Below are 16,226 nucleotides of genomic sequence, written 5' to 3'. Positions count from 1 at the left end.
AACTATTTACCCAACAGAAAACCACGCCAAAAATAAACGATATTTACACATATTTGTTCTACCCATAACATTGCTATATCTAACCATTCTAAAATCTGTTCTAATGGATGTTTTTCATAACCTAATGAAGTTGCAGAAATGTCTATCCAGTCAGGACGAAATTTTACTTGTTTATTGTTCAGTTTATCTTTAAATTGTTCATATTCATAGTTTTTATAAGTTTGATAATTCTCTTGATAATTTTCTCTATCTTCTTCATTTTGAACACTTGCAAATTCTTCATTGATAGTCTCTTGATGCTTACTTTCTGTAGTTAGAGTATTATTGCTTTTACCAAATAAATCATTCCAGGTTAACCAATTTATCTCTGGAATATCTAATTTTGGTAATTGCGGAATATTTGTATGTCTACTATTAACAATATTTTGATCAATTTCAGGAGTAATATTCCTACCTCCTAAAAAATAATTGATCATCCCTGCTACAATATCAGAAAATTGGTAATGTTTCATATTTTCGCCAGGTACTAAAGCGGAATTTTCTAAATAATTCTCAACATTCGCAACTAAATTATCTACAAAAACTAAAAAACGATTTTGCGGATAATTAGCGGTTAACTTATTCAACTTTCTATCAATTTCTGGCAAAAGTTGTAATTGTTGATATGACTCAATTTCATGATTAATTTTATTGGTTATTTCCCTATTTTGTCCTGTACTTAAAACGTTAAAAATGCGATTATCTTCACCAATTAATACTAAATTACGATTATCTAATAATGTCGCAATTCCTTGAATCGTCGGTAAATGCTCTTGTAAAATATTTCTAGGTGTGGTATTATGCTGAGTATGATAGGGAAAAATTGTGCGCCATAAAGATTTCCAGAAATTTACAGGTGTAGAACTTTCGCTAGATTCTTGAGCATCTGTACCAGTAGGTAAATTTTTTATCAGTGTTAATACCTCTTTAATTGGTGTGTCAGTTTCTACAGGAGAAGCAGCATTTAACTGTTTACCAAAAGGTTCTTTTTGGGTGATGATTTGATACAATGATTGTAGTAAGGATTCCACACCTAATTTAGTGGCAATTTGTAATCCTTTGAGGGTATGATCTATCTGTTCACTCAATTTGCGAGATTGCTGAGAAAGGAAGTTAAAGATTTTGCTTTGATAGCGTGAACCGGAAGCCATGATATTAAATAATCTGATAATGTAGGTTGTAGGATTATTCTATATTTTTTCAGGAAAAAATTTTTCTGTTACGATACTCTATATGTGCTTTTCTTTAACTTTAACGTTTGAGCAAATTAAATAAAGTTAAATTAAGTCAATAAGTGTTACTATTTTTTAATTCTGTTTATTGCTATTGGTTGGTTTTGCTTATAATTGGATATACAGCACATTCCACCTACATGAGATACACTATGAACACAGCAAGATGCCTGTGTTACAAGGGTTTTATCATTAACATCTGTACCTCATAATAATGGAAACTGCTGTAATTGCCCAGATTATTGGATATGAGGAAAATTATGGATATTACAGCAATTTTCAGGTAAATGAATCACATTTTGATTCTGGTTTCGCATAAAGACGCAAAGGCGCAAAGTTTCAAATTTTGAATTTGTCATCAAAAAGTGATAAGCTAATGTGCAGCACTCACTGTATAATTAAAAAACCTGAAGTTACAGTAGCACAAGCATCTTGCTTGTATTAATTATTCAAGTTAAAGGCACAACAGCTTAGACCTGCTCCTTTACAAGATAAAATGCAAGAATATTTATCTTCAGGATTACTTTTAGGTTGGTTAATTAACCCACAACAAAAACAAGTAGAAATTTATCGTTCAGGAAAAGCAGCAGAAATAGTCAATATGCCTGTAATATTATCTGGTGAAAATATTTTGCCAGGATTGGAAATCATGCTAGATTATTAACCTAGCTATTAGCAGTCAGTTTCTTAACTCTTATCTTTATCTTTGCGCCTTTGCGTGAGATAAAATTCATATTATAATTATGACTACACCTTTACTATCATCCTGTTCTGAAAATATTTCCGCAATAGTAGAACAATTACGTTACTATTGCCAGATTGATATACAATCACAATGGCGATATTTACAAAATCAGAATATTACTGATATTAGCTTATTACCTAATTTACAAGACTGGTTGCAGGTAGAACTAAACGAAAAAAATCACATTCCGTGGAAACAGGGAAAGGAAGTTCTATGGTTAGGACAAAAATTGATCATTCCCGAAAATGTCCAAGGTTATGATATATCTGGTTTATGCTTGCGAGTTGCTTTGGTGTGGTGGGCAGATCAAGCAGAAGTTTATGTTAATGGTAAATTGGTAGTAACGGGAGATTTATTTGATAGTTCCCCTAGAGTTTTACTAAGCAATGGGGTATTTCCTGGAGAAGAATTTACTATTTTAGTGAAGTTGGTAAGTCCAGAACATTGTGATGGGGCGTTAATGCGATCGCTGTCCATATACGAATCTTTAGATTACCATGATCCTGATCCTGGTTTTCTGGCTGATGAACTGGAAATTTTACAACATCAATTAATTCTATCAGCACCGGAAAAACTGGAGGCACTCTCTACAGCTATCGAAAATAAACATCTGAAGGAAATTAGAACATCTTATTTAAACTTTTGTCAAGAAAATCATCAATATCTATCTAAATTAACTAACTCTACTATATATCTTCTTGGCCATGCCCATTTGGATTTAGCTTGGTTGTGGCCAGTGTCAGAAACTTGGAAAGCGGCTGAAAATACTTTCAACTCGGTGCTAAACTTACAAAAAGATTTTCCTGAATTAATATTCTGTCATTCTACCCCTGCTTTATATGCTTGGATGGAAAAAAACCGTCCTGAATTATTTACCGCAATTCAACATCAGGTAAAATCAGGAAAATGGGAAATTATTGGCGGTAGTTATGTTGAACCTGATTTAAACTTAATCTCAGGAGAGTCTATCGTTCGTCAATTATTATATGGACAACGTTATTATTTAGCCAAATTTGGGAAAATATCCCCTATTATCTGGCTTCCTGATACTTTCGGTTTTTGTGCAACTTTACCACAGTTTTTATCTCAAGCGGGAATAGAATATTTCGTTACCCAAAAACTGCGCTGGAATGATACTACTAAATTTCAGCATAGTTTATTTTGGTGGCGATCGCCTGATGGTAGTCAAGTATTAAGTTTTATGTCAGCTTTAATCGGTGAAGCGATCGCACCAGTGAAAATGGCACAATATCTGCAAGAATGGCAAAATCAAACTTCTATAGAAAATGCACTTTGGCTTCCTGGTATTGGTGATCATGGTGGTGGACCGACTCGTGATATGTTAGAGGTGGCCAGAAAATGGCAAAGTTCCCCTATTTTTCCTCAGTTGGAATTTACCACAGCCGAAAAATATCTCCAGGATGTAAAATCGGCCTGTGGAGATTTGCCAATATGGGAAGATGAACTATATTTAGAATTTCATCGTGGTTGCTATACTACCCATGCGGATCAGAAAAAGTATAATCGTCAATGTGAACATCTATTATATCAAGCTGAGTTATTCGCCACTTTAGCAAAAACCGTCTGTGGTGTAAATTATCCCCAAGCGGAAATAGAAACAGCTTGGAAAAAAGTTCTGTTTAACCAGTTTCATGATATTCTACCAGGTTCTTCCATTACTCAAGTCTATGAAGATGCTTTACCAGAATGGGAAGATGTGCAAAATATAGGAAAGCAAATATTGGAAAATTCATTGCGAGCGATCGCATCTTATATCAAATTACCACAATCTCCCCATCCTCACAGTATTCCCATCCTAATTTTCAACTCTCTTAACTGGGAACGTCGGGAAATAGTCAATATTGCATTACCTTCTTTACCAGAAGATTATACAACATGGCAAATTTATGATCTTGCAGGAAATAAACTCCCATCACAACTAATAGAAAATAGCGAAAATAGAAATTTACTCTTCGTTGCTGATATTCCTTCAGTTGGTTATAACCTATATTTCCTTATACCCCATGAAGCAACCAATGAAAGCGAAACTTGTCAAACCGTTTTTCCTAACAACTACATTTTAGAAAATGAATATTTGCAAATTGAAGTCAACCCAACCACAGGAAACTTAAACAGCATATTTGACAAAACCCAACAACGGGAAATATTAGCAGGTTCAGGAAACGAACTGCAATTTTTCCAAGATAGTGGACAATATTGGGATGCTTGGAATATTGACCCAGATTATCACAATAAACCATTACCACCTGCCAAGTTAACATCTTGTCAATGGTTGCATCATGGAATTATAGAACAACGTTTGCGAGTGGTGCGAAATTTTGGAAGTTCGGAATTTATCCAAGACTACATTTTACAAACATCTTCCCCCATTCTGAAAATAGAGAATATTGTTCACTGGTACGAAAATCAAATTTTAGTAAAAACAGCATTCCCCCTCAATATTACATCGGAAATATCCACCTCAGAAATTCCATGCGGTGTTATCCATCGTTCAACAAACCCCAAAACTCCCGCAGAAACCGCAAAATGGGAAATACCCGCTTTAAGATGGGTTGACTTGACTCAAGATGATGTAAGTTATGGAGTAAGTCTTTTAAATGATTGTAAATATGGTTATGATACAACTCCCCATCAATTACGTCTGACTTTGTTGAGAAGTTCTAACTGGCCTGACTCTCGCGCTGATAGAGGTATCCATCAATTTACTTATGCTTTATATCCGCATTCGGGAAGTTGGCAAAATGCAAATACTGTTAAATATGGTTATGAGTTGAATACTCCTATCCAAGTTCTATTTTGCGATGATAAGAATATTGCAAATACAGCAAATAACCTCACTCCAAAAATGTCCTTTTTGGGTTTCACAGCAGATAATTTGATTTTAATGGCTTTGAAACCTCGTGAAGATAATCTGGAAAAGTACATCTTGCGTTTTTATGAATGTGCTGGGGAAACAGCAGTGTTATGTTTACGAAGTGAATTTTTCAGGTTGGGGGAGGTTGTTGATTTATTGGAGAATGTTATTGAAGGTGGTAAAAATATTCAAGATGTTCAAGCTGGGAAGATTATGAGTTTTGAGTTGTTGTCCAGTTTGTGATTTTGGGTGATTAACGATGGATAGTTGTTAAAGCCGTGAGTATGAATGAGCGCACAGATTTCCACTTTAACAACAGTGTAGCAGGAAGTTAGATTTTTGTCAAGGGGTGGAGAAAATATTTTTTTGGTGATATTGTCAGAATCGGGATACCCAGGATTTGAGGATGTACAGGATATTTTTTGATGATTGTGTGTGGGTATATTGGGATTTTCAGGATGTTTTTTGATGATTGTCTTTAAATTATTATAAACTATCTAAAAATTACTATCCTGTTAATCCTTTAATCCTCGACATCGTGATTCTGATAAAGAATATATTAAAGATTTATTCATTTAACCAACTAAAAATTTGACCTACAGTAAGATTCAAAGACTGACCAAAAACAGGAACAGGTAAACTATCTGTTTCTAGTTCAAATAATAAAATACGTTGATCAGCAAAATAGACAAAAACTAATTTTTCTTCAGGGTCAATTAACCAACCCATTTGAGTACCATATTGAAGACAATGGAGAATATTTCTAACTACTTTAGTTTGACTTTGTTCAGGAGAAAGTATTTCAATTGTCCAGTCAGGAGGGATAGTAAAAGTATTAGCAACTTCACCATTTTCATCGCGGGGAATGCGCTCCCAAGTGAAGACGGCAATATCTGGTACAATGGATCTACCACCAAAGGTACAGCGTAATTCAGAGTATGCGCGGGCAATATGCTGGGGTTTGAGAACGGTATTTGCAGCAGAGACAAAATCGCTTTGAACTGTGCTATGTTTTCCTTGAAGCATGGGTTTTTGAATAATTTCACCGTTAATAAATTCGCTTGCTGGTTTGGTTTCTGGCAATTTGAGAAATTCATCAAGGGTTAGGGTTTTGATAGGGGTTTGAACCATTATCATTTATCATTTCGGATGATGTGGATTATCAATATTGTATCTTATTTTAATTGTCACAAATCACGATGTCCAGGATTTTAGGATTTTCAGGATGTTTTTTGATGATTTTTTGTGAAGATGTTGGGTATTTTACAGGATGTTATTGGATGATTGTTTTTAAATAATTTAAACCATCTAAAAATTACCATCCTGTTCATCCTTTAATCCTGGATATCCTGATTCAGACTTAATAATTATGTGTAACCTTTAAATATTACAGTTTACAAGCCATTTTGATGACAAACAGATAAAGCATCAGCAACATCAGCAATTTGTTTAATATAATCAATAGCAGTAGATTCTGATAAAATACCCTTATTTTTGATTAAATGATATAAATTTTCACCCTTCACAAAATCTATCACTAAACATGGTAAATTATCCTCTTCAAAAAAGTCTATAATTCTGACAATATTCGGATGATGATTTTGAGAAATTTTCGCTAATGTTCTTCCTTCCTTGCGAAAACCCTCCACATATTTAGGATAATTAGCATCTCTACACAACCGACTATTAGGAGTTTTTATAACAACGGGAAAATTCAATTCTTGATGTTTAGCTTTATAGGTAAGCTGTTGTGCCTTTAACTTGAATAATTAATACAAGCAAGATGCTTGTGCTACTGTAACTTCAGGTTTTTTAATTATACAGTGAGTGCTGCACATTAGCTTAACACCAAAACCTCCAGCACCAATTTCTGTTTCTATGACATATTGGGGACGTTGTTTTAATGCTTTTCCTGGTTGTAGCATAGATAGGGTGATGATTGAGTATGCCCATGATTATAACATACTGCACAAGTATTAACACGATCAGCAATCATCAACATCCTGTACATCCTTACATCCCGGATATCCTGATTCTGACAATTAAATATACCAGATATCCGTTAAGCAATAGCTGCGATCGCCGTAGGTGTCTCTGAAGACATTAAAAAATTATCGGCATTGCTGATTAAGGGTATAATGAAAGTCTCACGCAGAGGCACTCCAGGTACACAAGAGTAAGATTTTCATTTTTGTAACTTTTCCATTTCATACTCTAATTCAGCAAGGCCTCATTTATTTATCTCTGTTTGATAAATAATTACTCTATCGCAAAGGCGTGACAAGTCGCAAAAAATACAATTATAAGAGACATTCAAACTGTATAACAAGTAAATAATACTGCTGACTCCTAATTTGCTCAATTTCTCCGAGCTTGCTGACCCAAAACTTCCACAGCTTTAGCATACTCAGGATCGTCCAAAGTTGCTAACTTATCCCTTTCCTTTAACCATAGTTGTTGTCTTTGTTTATCAGTTAATTCTACCTTGATATCAGGGTCAATACCATGTTTATTAATATCCTTACCACTAGGAGTATGATATTTAGCAATAGTTACAGCCATACCTGCACCAGATTTTAAAGGTAAAACAGATTGCACCAAACCCTTACCAAAAGTTTGACTACCTACTAAGATAGCGCGTTTATTATCTTGTAAAGCGCCAGAGAGAATTTCACTAGCACTGGCCGAACCCTTATCAACTAAGATTACCAAAGGTTTATTAGTTAAAGCTGTACCATTAGCGGACTGTTTATCTTGAATACCTTGACGATCAATAGTAGAGACAATAGTACCACGATTCAACCACATTTGAGCGATTTCGATACTAGCATATAACAAGCCACCGGGATTATTTCGCAAATCCAAGACATAACCAGAAACCTTTTTGTTCTCTAAATTGATAATAGCATCCCTCATTTCCTTACTAGCATTAGCGCTAAACTGGTTGAGACGAATATAGCCTATATTGCCATAGGGAGTTTTCTTGTCGGAGAATTTAACAGGATGAATTTCAATTCTTGCTCTAGTAATTTCAAACTTCTTCTGATCCTTGCCACGTAGTATAGTTAACCTAACCTTAGTATTAGGTTCACCACGAATTAAAGATACTGCATCATTAGTATCCATACCCTTGGTACTTTTACCATTAATTTCTAAAATTATATCTTTAGCTAAAATACCTGCTTTAAAAGCTGGAGTATCTTCAATAGGAGAAATAACAACCAACTGCTTAGTTTTTTCATCTAAACTGATAGTAATACCAATACCAGTAAGCTCTCCAGAAGTATCAATTTTCATACTTTTAAACTCTTCTGGGTCCATAAATCTAGTATAAGGGTCTTCGAGCTTTTTGAGCATTTCCCGAATAGACTTATATGCTTCCTCTTGAGTAGTATAATTTTTATTTTTAACGTATTCCTTGCGTACTGCTTGCCAATCTACCTGATTAAAAGTACTATCAACATAACGATAGTAGATATTTTGCCAAACTTCATCAACTAAATTTTTGTAGCTGTCTTTAAATGAAGCTCTACTTGCGGAGTGAATACCAATACTAGCAACACCTATACTAGAAAGCGTCAATAAAGTAGCACCTAAAACCAGCTTGCTTTTTGTAATCATAATAACAGCCGTGTGAAAAAATATATTAATTATGCCCAATCTAACACTTAATTTTATAAATGATAACACAGCGATCGCTAATTCTGGAAAATAGGAGTCAGCTTTCATCTTTGAGTGGATTTTTACTCCTCCGTTTCTGTGCTTCTGTGCGTGCAAAATAATGCGTGCAAAATAAAATATAGTGTGTCTGAGTGTGAGATAAATTTTATGCTAAAACGCATCATGTAAGGTAATGTCAGCGGATTGGTTTTAACTGATAAAGACAGACTTTTAAGACTTGGTTATGAGCTAGTATTTGCAATGTGTGAATAGTTTAAAACAGAGATGATGATTATCAAAATCTTGAACATTGGTTTGATGGTATTTTTATACCAAAATGTTCAGATTTGGCGGTAAGCTCTACCGTGTCAGCCTGTAGAGTAAGCAAACGTCTCAAGAGTCATCTTGAGACTATGTTAAATCAGGAAGTAAACATCAAAGCTACCATTGTCCAGTTAAGTATAGACTTGGGTAGCTTTGGGTAAGTTTTATAGAGCGGAAAGTTATAGCAACCAACCAACCCTACAAAATACCATTAAGGATCTACCCAACGGCCATCAGCCTTAATTAAATTAATCAATTCTTGTACACCTTCTGTTTCAGGAACTTTCTTAATTTCCTCACGCCCACGATATAACGAAATAAAACCAGGAGTCTTCCCAACATAACCATAGTCAGCATCGGCCATTTCTCCAGGGCCATTAACAATACAACCCATAACCGCAATATCTAACCCTGTGAGATGTTTAGTTGCTTCCCTAACCTGATGTAACACATCTTCCAAATTAAATAAAGTTCTACCACAGGAGGGACAAGCCACATATTCCACCATTGTTTTCCGCAAACCTAAAGCTTGCAAAATGCTATAACACACAGGAATTTCCTTTTCTGGTGCTTCTGTTAAAGACACACGAATGGTATCCCCAATACCATCAGTTAATAACGCCGCAATACCCGCAGTGGATTTAATTCTACCATATTCACCATCTCCCGCTTCTGTTACACCCAAGTGTAAAGGATAATCCATAGCCAAATCATCCATGCGTTTAGCCATTAAGCGATAGGCTGCTACCATGACGGGAACTCGTGACGCTTTCATAGAAATTACAATGTTGTAAAAATCTAAAGATTCACAAATACGGATAAATTCTAAAGCTGATTCTACCATCCCCTCTGGAGTGTCACCATAAGTAAATAACATTCTTTCAGCTAAAGAACCATGATTTACACCAATACGCAGAGCTTTACCTTGATCTCGTAAGGAGATCACCAAAGGAGCTAAAGTTTCCCGGATTTTTTCGCCAATTTCGTCAAATTCAGCTTGTGTATATTCAGTACGGTTGCTGTTAGGTTTTTCAAATACGTATAATCCTGGATTAATGCGTACTTTCTCAATGTGTTTAGCCACTTCCAGAGCTATTTTCATGCCATTGTGGTGAACATCAGCAACTATGGGTACATCACGATAGGTTTTAATTAGTTTCTCTTTTATTTCTGATAAGGCTTTAGCGTGAGCCATACTAGGAACTGTAACGCGAACTATTTCACATCCTATTTCATGTAGACGACGAATAGCGGCTACAGAACCATCAATATCCAGGGTATCTTCGTTAATCATTGATTGTACAACTACCGGATATCCACCACCAATGGTAATGTCTCCTACTTTTACCGGGCGGGTTTTCCGCCGTTTAATAGTAGTATCAAAGGTAGGTTGAACGGATATATTATTGTTTGTTTGTGGCGTTGCTAGGGTTTGCATAACTTGAATTAGGTAGATTTTCTGTAGCTAATCACCTTTAGATTTTAAATTGCTAGGGACTTTTATTAATAAGTTTTTTATTATCTTACCAATTAATTAGATCCCGTAGATCCCGGACTTCTTAAAGAAGTCCGGGATCTTACTTGACATTTTCCCTAAACCTGTGATAATGCAAAATTTTTATACTATTAGCTTATAATTGTATGTAAGGTGCGTCAGACTTTATAAATCCTACAAATAAACAGACTATTGACAGTTGATGTACCTTAAAGATTGACGCATTGCTGATTAAGGGTATGATAAAAGTTCCACGCAGAGACACTTCACGTACATAAGAGTAAGATTTTCATTTTTGTAACTTTTCCATTTAATAGTCTAATTCAGCAAGGTAATATCCAAAAACTCTCAATATTTTTTCATAAACATCCCATTTTACTGGCGGTTTTTCTACATCTCTTAATATTTATCCTAAGTCTTCTTTTTCTGTTCCCGGTGATAATAATTCTACCACAATGTAAGGATTCACTGCTTCTTGGCATACAACGTAACTTAATCTTAAATCTCTATTTTCATACAAATATGGTACTCCTAAAGCTGCAAACTAGTCTGGTATTTTATACCATGATGCATGAGGTATATCATAATACAGATTTATGTCCGTTCCCGTAAATATTTCTTGCCAAATATAGTTAGGAGGACAAAAGGTATCTGTTAATAATTGTGGTTGTAGTACATGAAAGTGATCAGGCAAACGAGGTTCCTCCGGATCTTCGCTAGGAAGATCATACATTGTCGGTAATGTTTCTTTAGGAGAAAGTGGTGGATCTACTTGATACATTTTTCACTGTTCTAAGTTGTCAGGTTGTCTTATATTTATTAAGCTGTCGTGCCTTTAACTTGAATAATTAATACAAGCAAGATGCTTGTGCTACTGTAACTTCAGGTTTTTTAATTATACAGTGAGTGCTGCACATTAGCTTATACATTTGTTAGGCAATATAATAAGTTGTTGTGCTTTTAATTTGGATAATAAATGCAAGCAAGATGCTTGCGCTACTTTAATTTCAGGTTTTTTGGTTATACAGTCAGTGCTACACATTAGCTTATTTATAGGGGATAATTTTCGCCTAAAAATTCCTTTGTTTTCGATAATAAATGCAAGCAAGATGCTTGCGCTACTTTAATTTCAGGTTTTTTGGTTATACAGTCAGCGCTACACATTAGCTTATTTATAGGGGATAATTTTCGCCTAAAAATTCCTTTGCTTGAGTTTTATCTTTAATAATACCATCAATAGTCACCATCAATAAATTATCTAGCATTTGTTTATATAATGGACTAGGTTTATAACCCAATTGTTTTAAATCATTGCCATTTAATAATGGTTGAATATTTGCCCATAATGTTAAATATTGCCATATTTTTCTTCTCACTTCCTGGGAACTCTGTAAAGCAATTAAAATTAATGTTTGTAAATCAAAACGTCTTAATAAAATCACAATCTCACTAGGAAATTGACAAATAGATAAACCTTTTAATACCTCTGTATGATTTTGTGATAGATTTTCTAATCTGTGAATACTATCATCTCCTAATTGTAAATTTCTGGCGACTTTACCACGATATTTAGAAGGTAAATGCGCAATTAATACTTCTAACCTAATTTGCCAATGATGGATATTTTCCTTCTGAGAAAATTTTCTTAACCACAGTTCTAATAAGCGCAATTTTTGTTTAAGTTGTCTATCTAATTTTAAACTATGATGAATACATTGTAAAGCCCCTAAATCATTTAATAATTGTAATGTTGATTGCCAATAAGGTGCTGTTAAAATATATTTTAATTCTGTTTTCAACCGAGTTTGTAAAGCAGGAGTTCTGGCATTTCTTTGAGTAGTTAAATCGTAAATTCCGCTATTAATAGCATAACGAATATACGTTTCTGTTTGGGTTTCAATGGTAAATCCAAATCTGATAGCAAACCGCACTCCGCGATAAATACGAGTAGGATCTTCAATAAAACTATTAGCGTGTAAAACTCTAATTTTTCGAGATTGAATATCTAATAAACCACCAAAGAAGTCTAACAATTCTCCATTACGCGGTGATGTTAATCTTAATGCCATTGCATTAATTGTAAAATCTCTTCTATATAAGTCTTGACGAATGGAACTGGCTTCTACTTCTGGGTTGGCAGCAGGATAGGGATAAAATTCGGTTCTGGAAGTGGCAATATCTACCCATAAGGAACCTAATTGGGGATCTTTATGCCATAATAAAGCCGCAGTTTGAAAAGATCCATGAATTTCTAATCTGGCATTTTTATAAATATTTTGTAATACCTTAGCTAATTCTACTCCAGCACCGACATCGGCAGATTTATGAAAACCATCCACCACTAAATCTATATCATTAATTATTAATTGTTCATGGTTTTTAGCTAATAATAAATCTCGTACTGCACCTCCCACTAAATAAAGATGCCAACCACGTTTTTCTGCTGCTTGGGATGCTACATTTAATAATTGCCACAGTTCTGGTTTTAACTGATTTTTTAGTTGTGGTAAATTAATATTATTTTGTGCTTCTGTGGTAATTTGTCTATCTCTAATTTCCGCTTGATGTAATTCTCTTAAAACATCTGTTCTGGTGACAATTCCCACTAATTTATCATTTTCTAAAACTGGTAATCTACCAATGTCATAAGTCACCATTAATGATTCAATTTCTGGTAAAATGGTATCAGGATTAATGGTTTTTATTTGACTAGTCATGTAACCCTTAACTGGTGCATGATTAAAACCATGATGTAAGGCAATATCTAAATCTCGACGGGAGATAATTCCCAATAATGTCCCTTGATTGTTGACTACAGATAAGCCAGAATGTCCATAACGGAGTAATATTCTTTGTGCTTCCCAAATGGTAGTTTCTGGTAAAATAGTTCGCACTGGAGAAGACATTAAATCTCTGGCTGTGGGAGGATGGGGAACTTGGGATTTTAACCCTGTAATTATTTGTTCTAAGATGTGTTGAGAGTCATTAGTGCGAAGATTTACGGATGCAGCTTGAGAATGACCACCTCCGCCAAAAAATTGAAATAACTGATTAAGATTTGTATGGGGTATTTGCGATCGCCCAATTATTGTTAATCTTAAATCACCATCATTTAATGGATATTCATTAGCTAAAATTACGGCATCACTTTCTGTTAAATCAACAATTTCTGAAGCTAAGTTTGATAAACCTGGTACAAATTGTTCTGTTTTTAATATGACTGAAGCTATGGTATATCCCCGCAAACAAATATATTCTAAGTTCTCCAAACTTTGAGTTAACAATTTTTGTAGTTGGGGAGATAAACCAGGATCACAATATACAGAAATAACCGCTAAACTCGCTCCTTGCTGCATTAACCAAGCTAATGCTAACGCATCCCTAGCAGTAGATTGACTGTATGTTAAAGAACCAGTATCTACATGAATGCCTAAAGCCATCACCGTAGCTTCAGCAGCAGTCAAAGCAATATTACGTTTTTGCAATTCTTCTACCATTAAAGTAGTAGTTGCACCTACCTGATTCAAATATAATTTAGTAGTGGGAATATCTCTATCTGTACCTAAATGATGATCATATATAATGATATCTTGAACATTTGGTAAATCTAACCATGATGCAGACTTACCTAAGCGATCGCGTTGTTGAGTATCTACAATAGTCAAAGAACGTATTTTTTCAGGATTGACAGAACGCGCTTCAATCAGAGCATATTCATCTCGATGTAAAGCCAAAAAATCTCTCACAGGAGGATGCGCTCCTCCAGTTAAAACTATTTTACTCCCAGGTTGGAGACAAGTTAAGCCCACCGCCGCACCCAGAGCATCAAAATCAGCAGTTGTATGGCAAAGAATCAGATCCATTGTGACACAGGAGAAGTAAAATATTAGTTGTTCATCAATTGTTCAGAAACAGCCTAGTGATCTCACAGGTTAATCTGAATCACTAAAACTGTCTATCAAATGCCAGTTTTGGTAAAATCAATATTTATCTGTATTGGGAAAAGTAAAATGACAACAGTATTCCAAATTGCTTTAATATCACTAGTCCTGTTCTCTTTTGTACTAGTTATAGGTGTTCCTGTAGCTTATGCTACTCCCCAAAACTGGGTAGAATCTAAAAAACTCCTTTGGGTAGGTTCTGGAATTTGGGCAGCTTTAGTAGTATTAGTAGGTATCTTAAACTTTTTTGTAGTTTAAGTATTATTGGTGATTGGTAATTGGTGATTGGTAATTGGTACAATAACTATCAATTATCAATTGTCCATTATCAATTCTAACTGTTTAGGCAACCACAGGGGGTTTGCCCCTACATATATGTACCCCATTTTCCCATACTACCCCATCTAAGGGTTGATCCCAATGATCTCTGGGTAATTGTGGTAAATAACCAAGTTCAAAAACTATTCCCATCGTTATTTTTTCTCTCATTATTGGAGAGCTTAATAACCGATCATAATATCCCCCTCCATATCCTAAACGATATCCTTTAAGATCACAACCCACACAAGGAATAAGGATTAAATCAACTTCTGTAATATCAACTACTTCTGCATGAGGATGAGGTTCATGAATACCATAATTACCTACATTTAAACTATTATATGAACTATTATTGGAACTATCTTCTGGTTGCCAAAAATGCCACATTAAGAAATTACCAACACAACGCGGAAACCCCCAGCGTTTTTGAGAACTGTTAAATAATGGACTTAAATCTGGTTCTTGCCGAAAACTAAAAAATGCTAAAATAGTTTCAGCTTCTTGAAATAATTTTGATGTTTGTAAATTGGTAACAATGCGATCGCTTTTTTCTCTCCATTCTACCATTGTCATCTGTTGACGTTTTTTTAACAAATAACGACGTAATTGTTTCTTATCTAATTTATTTTGTAAATTATCTCGGTTCATATTTAATTTACAATTGATAATCTATAACAAGTTTAAATTTCACATTTGTAATTATTCTACCATCACCAATCACCAACTTTGATTAAATTTCGTTACATTTAAAAAACCACCCTCAAGGAAAATTTCTATGTCAGCACAATTATTACTCGTAGATGATGAACCTAGTTTGAGAACCGCAGTTAAAGACTACTTACAAGAAAGTGGTTTTAATGTCCTCACTGCTACTAATGCCCGCGAAGGCTGGGATATAATGCAGCAAAATATACCTGATCTGGTAATTTCTGATGTGATGATGCCTCAAGTAGACGGTTATCAATTTTTGAAACAATTACGTGATGATCCTCGGTTTCAAGCACTACCAGTCATATTCTTAACAGCTAAAGGCATGACAGGCGATCGCATTCAAGGGTACCAAGCCGGTGTAGATGCTTATTTACCTAAACCATTTGACCCTGATGAATTAGTAGCTATTGTAGAAAATTTATTAGCACGTCGTCAAGCCCAAACTAAAGTTAGTAGTGAAGATGGAGAAGTTCCAAATATTGCCGAGTTGGCTAACCAAATTGCTCAAATCCGAGTATTATTAACTCATAGAAACGGCATATCTCAATCTCCAGCACCATTTAATATTGATTTGACTCCTAGAGAACAAAGCGTTTTAAATTTAGTAGCGGAGGGATTAATGAATAAAGAGATTGCTCGACGTTTAGACACTAGCGTTCGCAATGTGGAAAAATACGTCAGTCGCTTATTTAGTAAAACTGGTACTAACAGCCGCACAGAATTAGTGCGTTTCGCTTTAGAACATGGTTTAGCTAAGTAATTTGGTGATTGGTGATAGTATTAAATAAGTGGTACTTATATACTAACTACTTGATATAACACTATTAAGTGTGTTGTTGGTAATAGAAAATTAGTTAATTGTTAATTAATGTGTTAGTTAATA

At 34.7% G+C, this 16,226-nt stretch carries 10 protein-coding genes and 4 pseudogenes; 5 read left to right on the top strand and 9 right to left on the bottom strand.

Going from position 1 to position 16,226, the window contains the following annotated elements:
* Positions 1-2: 2 nt before the first annotated feature.
* The gene (locus H6F32_RS13355) at positions 3-1,190 is read right to left on the bottom strand and encodes a hypothetical protein (RefSeq protein WP_190369816.1); all 1,188 of its coding nucleotides are present in this window, start codon (positions 1,188-1,190) and stop codon (positions 3-5) included.
* A 553-nt stretch (positions 1,191-1,743) separates the two neighbouring features.
* On the opposite strand from H6F32_RS13355, the pseudogene H6F32_RS13350 reads away from it, so the two are divergent.
* Positions 1,744-1,935, top strand: a pseudogene (locus tag H6F32_RS13350) (Uma2 family endonuclease); the annotation flags it as partial.
* Positions 1,936-2,014: 79 nt separating this feature from the next.
* Positions 2,015-5,134, top strand: coding sequence for an alpha-mannosidase (locus H6F32_RS13345; protein WP_190369814.1), 3,120 nt, complete (start codon positions 2,015-2,017; stop codon positions 5,132-5,134).
* Positions 5,135-5,458: 324 nt separating this feature from the next.
* Here H6F32_RS13345 and H6F32_RS13340 read toward each other — a convergent pair whose 3' ends face one another.
* From H6F32_RS13340 to ctpC, 4 genes and pseudogenes are all read right to left on the bottom strand, one after another.
* Positions 5,459-6,022 carry a Uma2 family endonuclease gene (locus H6F32_RS13340; protein ID WP_190369813.1) on the bottom strand — a complete coding sequence of 188 codons (564 nt, stop codon included), beginning with the start codon at positions 6,020-6,022 and terminating at the stop codon, positions 5,459-5,461.
* A 263-nt stretch (positions 6,023-6,285) separates the two neighbouring features.
* Positions 6,286-6,618 (bottom strand): annotated as a pseudogene (locus H6F32_RS13335) (protein kinase); the annotation flags it as partial.
* 42 nt (positions 6,619-6,660) lie between these two features.
* The gene (locus H6F32_RS13330; RefSeq protein WP_190369811.1) at positions 6,661-6,816 is read right to left on the bottom strand and encodes a hypothetical protein; all 156 of its coding nucleotides are present in this window, start codon (positions 6,814-6,816) and stop codon (positions 6,661-6,663) included.
* Between the two features lie 433 nt (positions 6,817-7,249).
* A complete protein-coding gene (gene ctpC, locus H6F32_RS13325) occupies positions 7,250-8,515 on the bottom strand; it encodes a carboxyl-terminal processing protease CtpC (protein WP_190369833.1) in 1,266 nt (421 codons plus the stop codon).
* A 204-nt stretch (positions 8,516-8,719) separates the two neighbouring features.
* Here ctpC and H6F32_RS21230 point away from each other — a divergent pair.
* Positions 8,720-8,821: pseudogene (locus H6F32_RS21230) on the top strand (IS607 family transposase); the annotation flags it as partial.
* 265 nt (positions 8,822-9,086) lie between these two features.
* On the opposite strand, the gene ispG reads toward H6F32_RS21230, so the two are convergent.
* From ispG to H6F32_RS13305, 3 genes and pseudogenes are all read right to left on the bottom strand, one after another.
* Positions 9,087-10,313 (bottom strand): (E)-4-hydroxy-3-methylbut-2-enyl-diphosphate synthase, encoded by a 1,227-nt coding sequence (gene ispG / locus H6F32_RS13315; protein WP_190369810.1) that lies wholly within the window; start codon positions 10,311-10,313, stop codon positions 9,087-9,089.
* 400 nt (positions 10,314-10,713) lie between these two features.
* Positions 10,714-11,151 (bottom strand): annotated as a pseudogene (locus H6F32_RS13310) (hypothetical protein); the annotation flags it as partial.
* A gap of 391 nt (positions 11,152-11,542) precedes the next feature.
* Positions 11,543-14,233, bottom strand: a complete 2,691-nt coding sequence (locus H6F32_RS13305) for a CBS domain-containing protein (protein ID WP_190369809.1) — start codon at positions 14,231-14,233, stop codon at positions 11,543-11,545.
* 147 nt (positions 14,234-14,380) lie between these two features.
* On the opposite strand from H6F32_RS13305, the gene psbZ reads away from it, so the two are divergent.
* On the top strand, positions 14,381-14,569 hold the full coding sequence (psbZ, locus tag H6F32_RS13300; protein ID WP_190369808.1) for a photosystem II reaction center protein PsbZ: 189 nt from the start codon (positions 14,381-14,383) through the stop codon (positions 14,567-14,569).
* Positions 14,570-14,653: 84 nt separating this feature from the next.
* Here psbZ and H6F32_RS13295 read toward each other — a convergent pair whose 3' ends face one another.
* The gene (locus tag H6F32_RS13295; RefSeq protein ID WP_190369807.1) at positions 14,654-15,280 is read right to left on the bottom strand and encodes a 5-formyltetrahydrofolate cyclo-ligase; all 627 of its coding nucleotides are present in this window, start codon (positions 15,278-15,280) and stop codon (positions 14,654-14,656) included.
* A 127-nt stretch (positions 15,281-15,407) separates the two neighbouring features.
* Between H6F32_RS13295 and H6F32_RS13290 the strand changes: the two genes are divergently transcribed.
* Entirely contained in the window at positions 15,408-16,103 is a 696-nt protein-coding gene (locus H6F32_RS13290; RefSeq protein ID WP_190369806.1) for a response regulator transcription factor, read from the top strand.
* The last annotated feature ends 123 nt before the right edge of the window (positions 16,104-16,226 follow it).

Source organism: Anabaena sp. FACHB-1237 (assembly GCF_014696225.1).
Taxonomy (GTDB): domain Bacteria; phylum Cyanobacteriota; class Cyanobacteriia; order Cyanobacteriales; family Nostocaceae; genus FACHB-1237.
The sequence above is the reverse complement of the archived record's forward strand: the minus strand, read 5'-3'. Positions and strand labels throughout refer to the sequence as shown.

Excerpts from the sequence above, each read along its gene's own strand:
- H6F32_RS13330 (WP_190369811.1), bottom strand. The coding sequence starts at position 6,816 with ATGCTACAACCAGGAAAAGCATTAAAACAACGTCCCCAATATGTCATA.
- H6F32_RS13305 (WP_190369809.1), bottom strand. The coding sequence starts at position 14,233 with ATGGATCTGATTCTTTGCCATACAACTGCTGATTTTGATGCTCTGGGT.
- H6F32_RS13340 (WP_190369813.1), bottom strand. The coding sequence starts at position 6,022 with ATGGTTCAAACCCCTATCAAAACCCTAACCCTTGATGAATTTCTCAAA.
- H6F32_RS13295 (WP_190369807.1), bottom strand. The coding sequence starts at position 15,280 with ATGAACCGAGATAATTTACAAAATAAATTAGATAAGAAACAATTACGT.
- H6F32_RS13345 (WP_190369814.1), top strand. The coding sequence starts at position 2,015 with ATGACTACACCTTTACTATCATCCTGTTCTGAAAATATTTCCGCAATA.
- H6F32_RS13355 (WP_190369816.1), bottom strand. The coding sequence starts at position 1,190 with ATGGCTTCCGGTTCACGCTATCAAAGCAAAATCTTTAACTTCCTTTCT.
- H6F32_RS13290 (WP_190369806.1), top strand. The coding sequence starts at position 15,408 with ATGTCAGCACAATTATTACTCGTAGATGATGAACCTAGTTTGAGAACC.
- psbZ (WP_190369808.1), top strand. The coding sequence starts at position 14,381 with ATGACAACAGTATTCCAAATTGCTTTAATATCACTAGTCCTGTTCTCT.
- ispG (WP_190369810.1), bottom strand. The coding sequence starts at position 10,313 with ATGCAAACCCTAGCAACGCCACAAACAAACAATAATATATCCGTTCAA.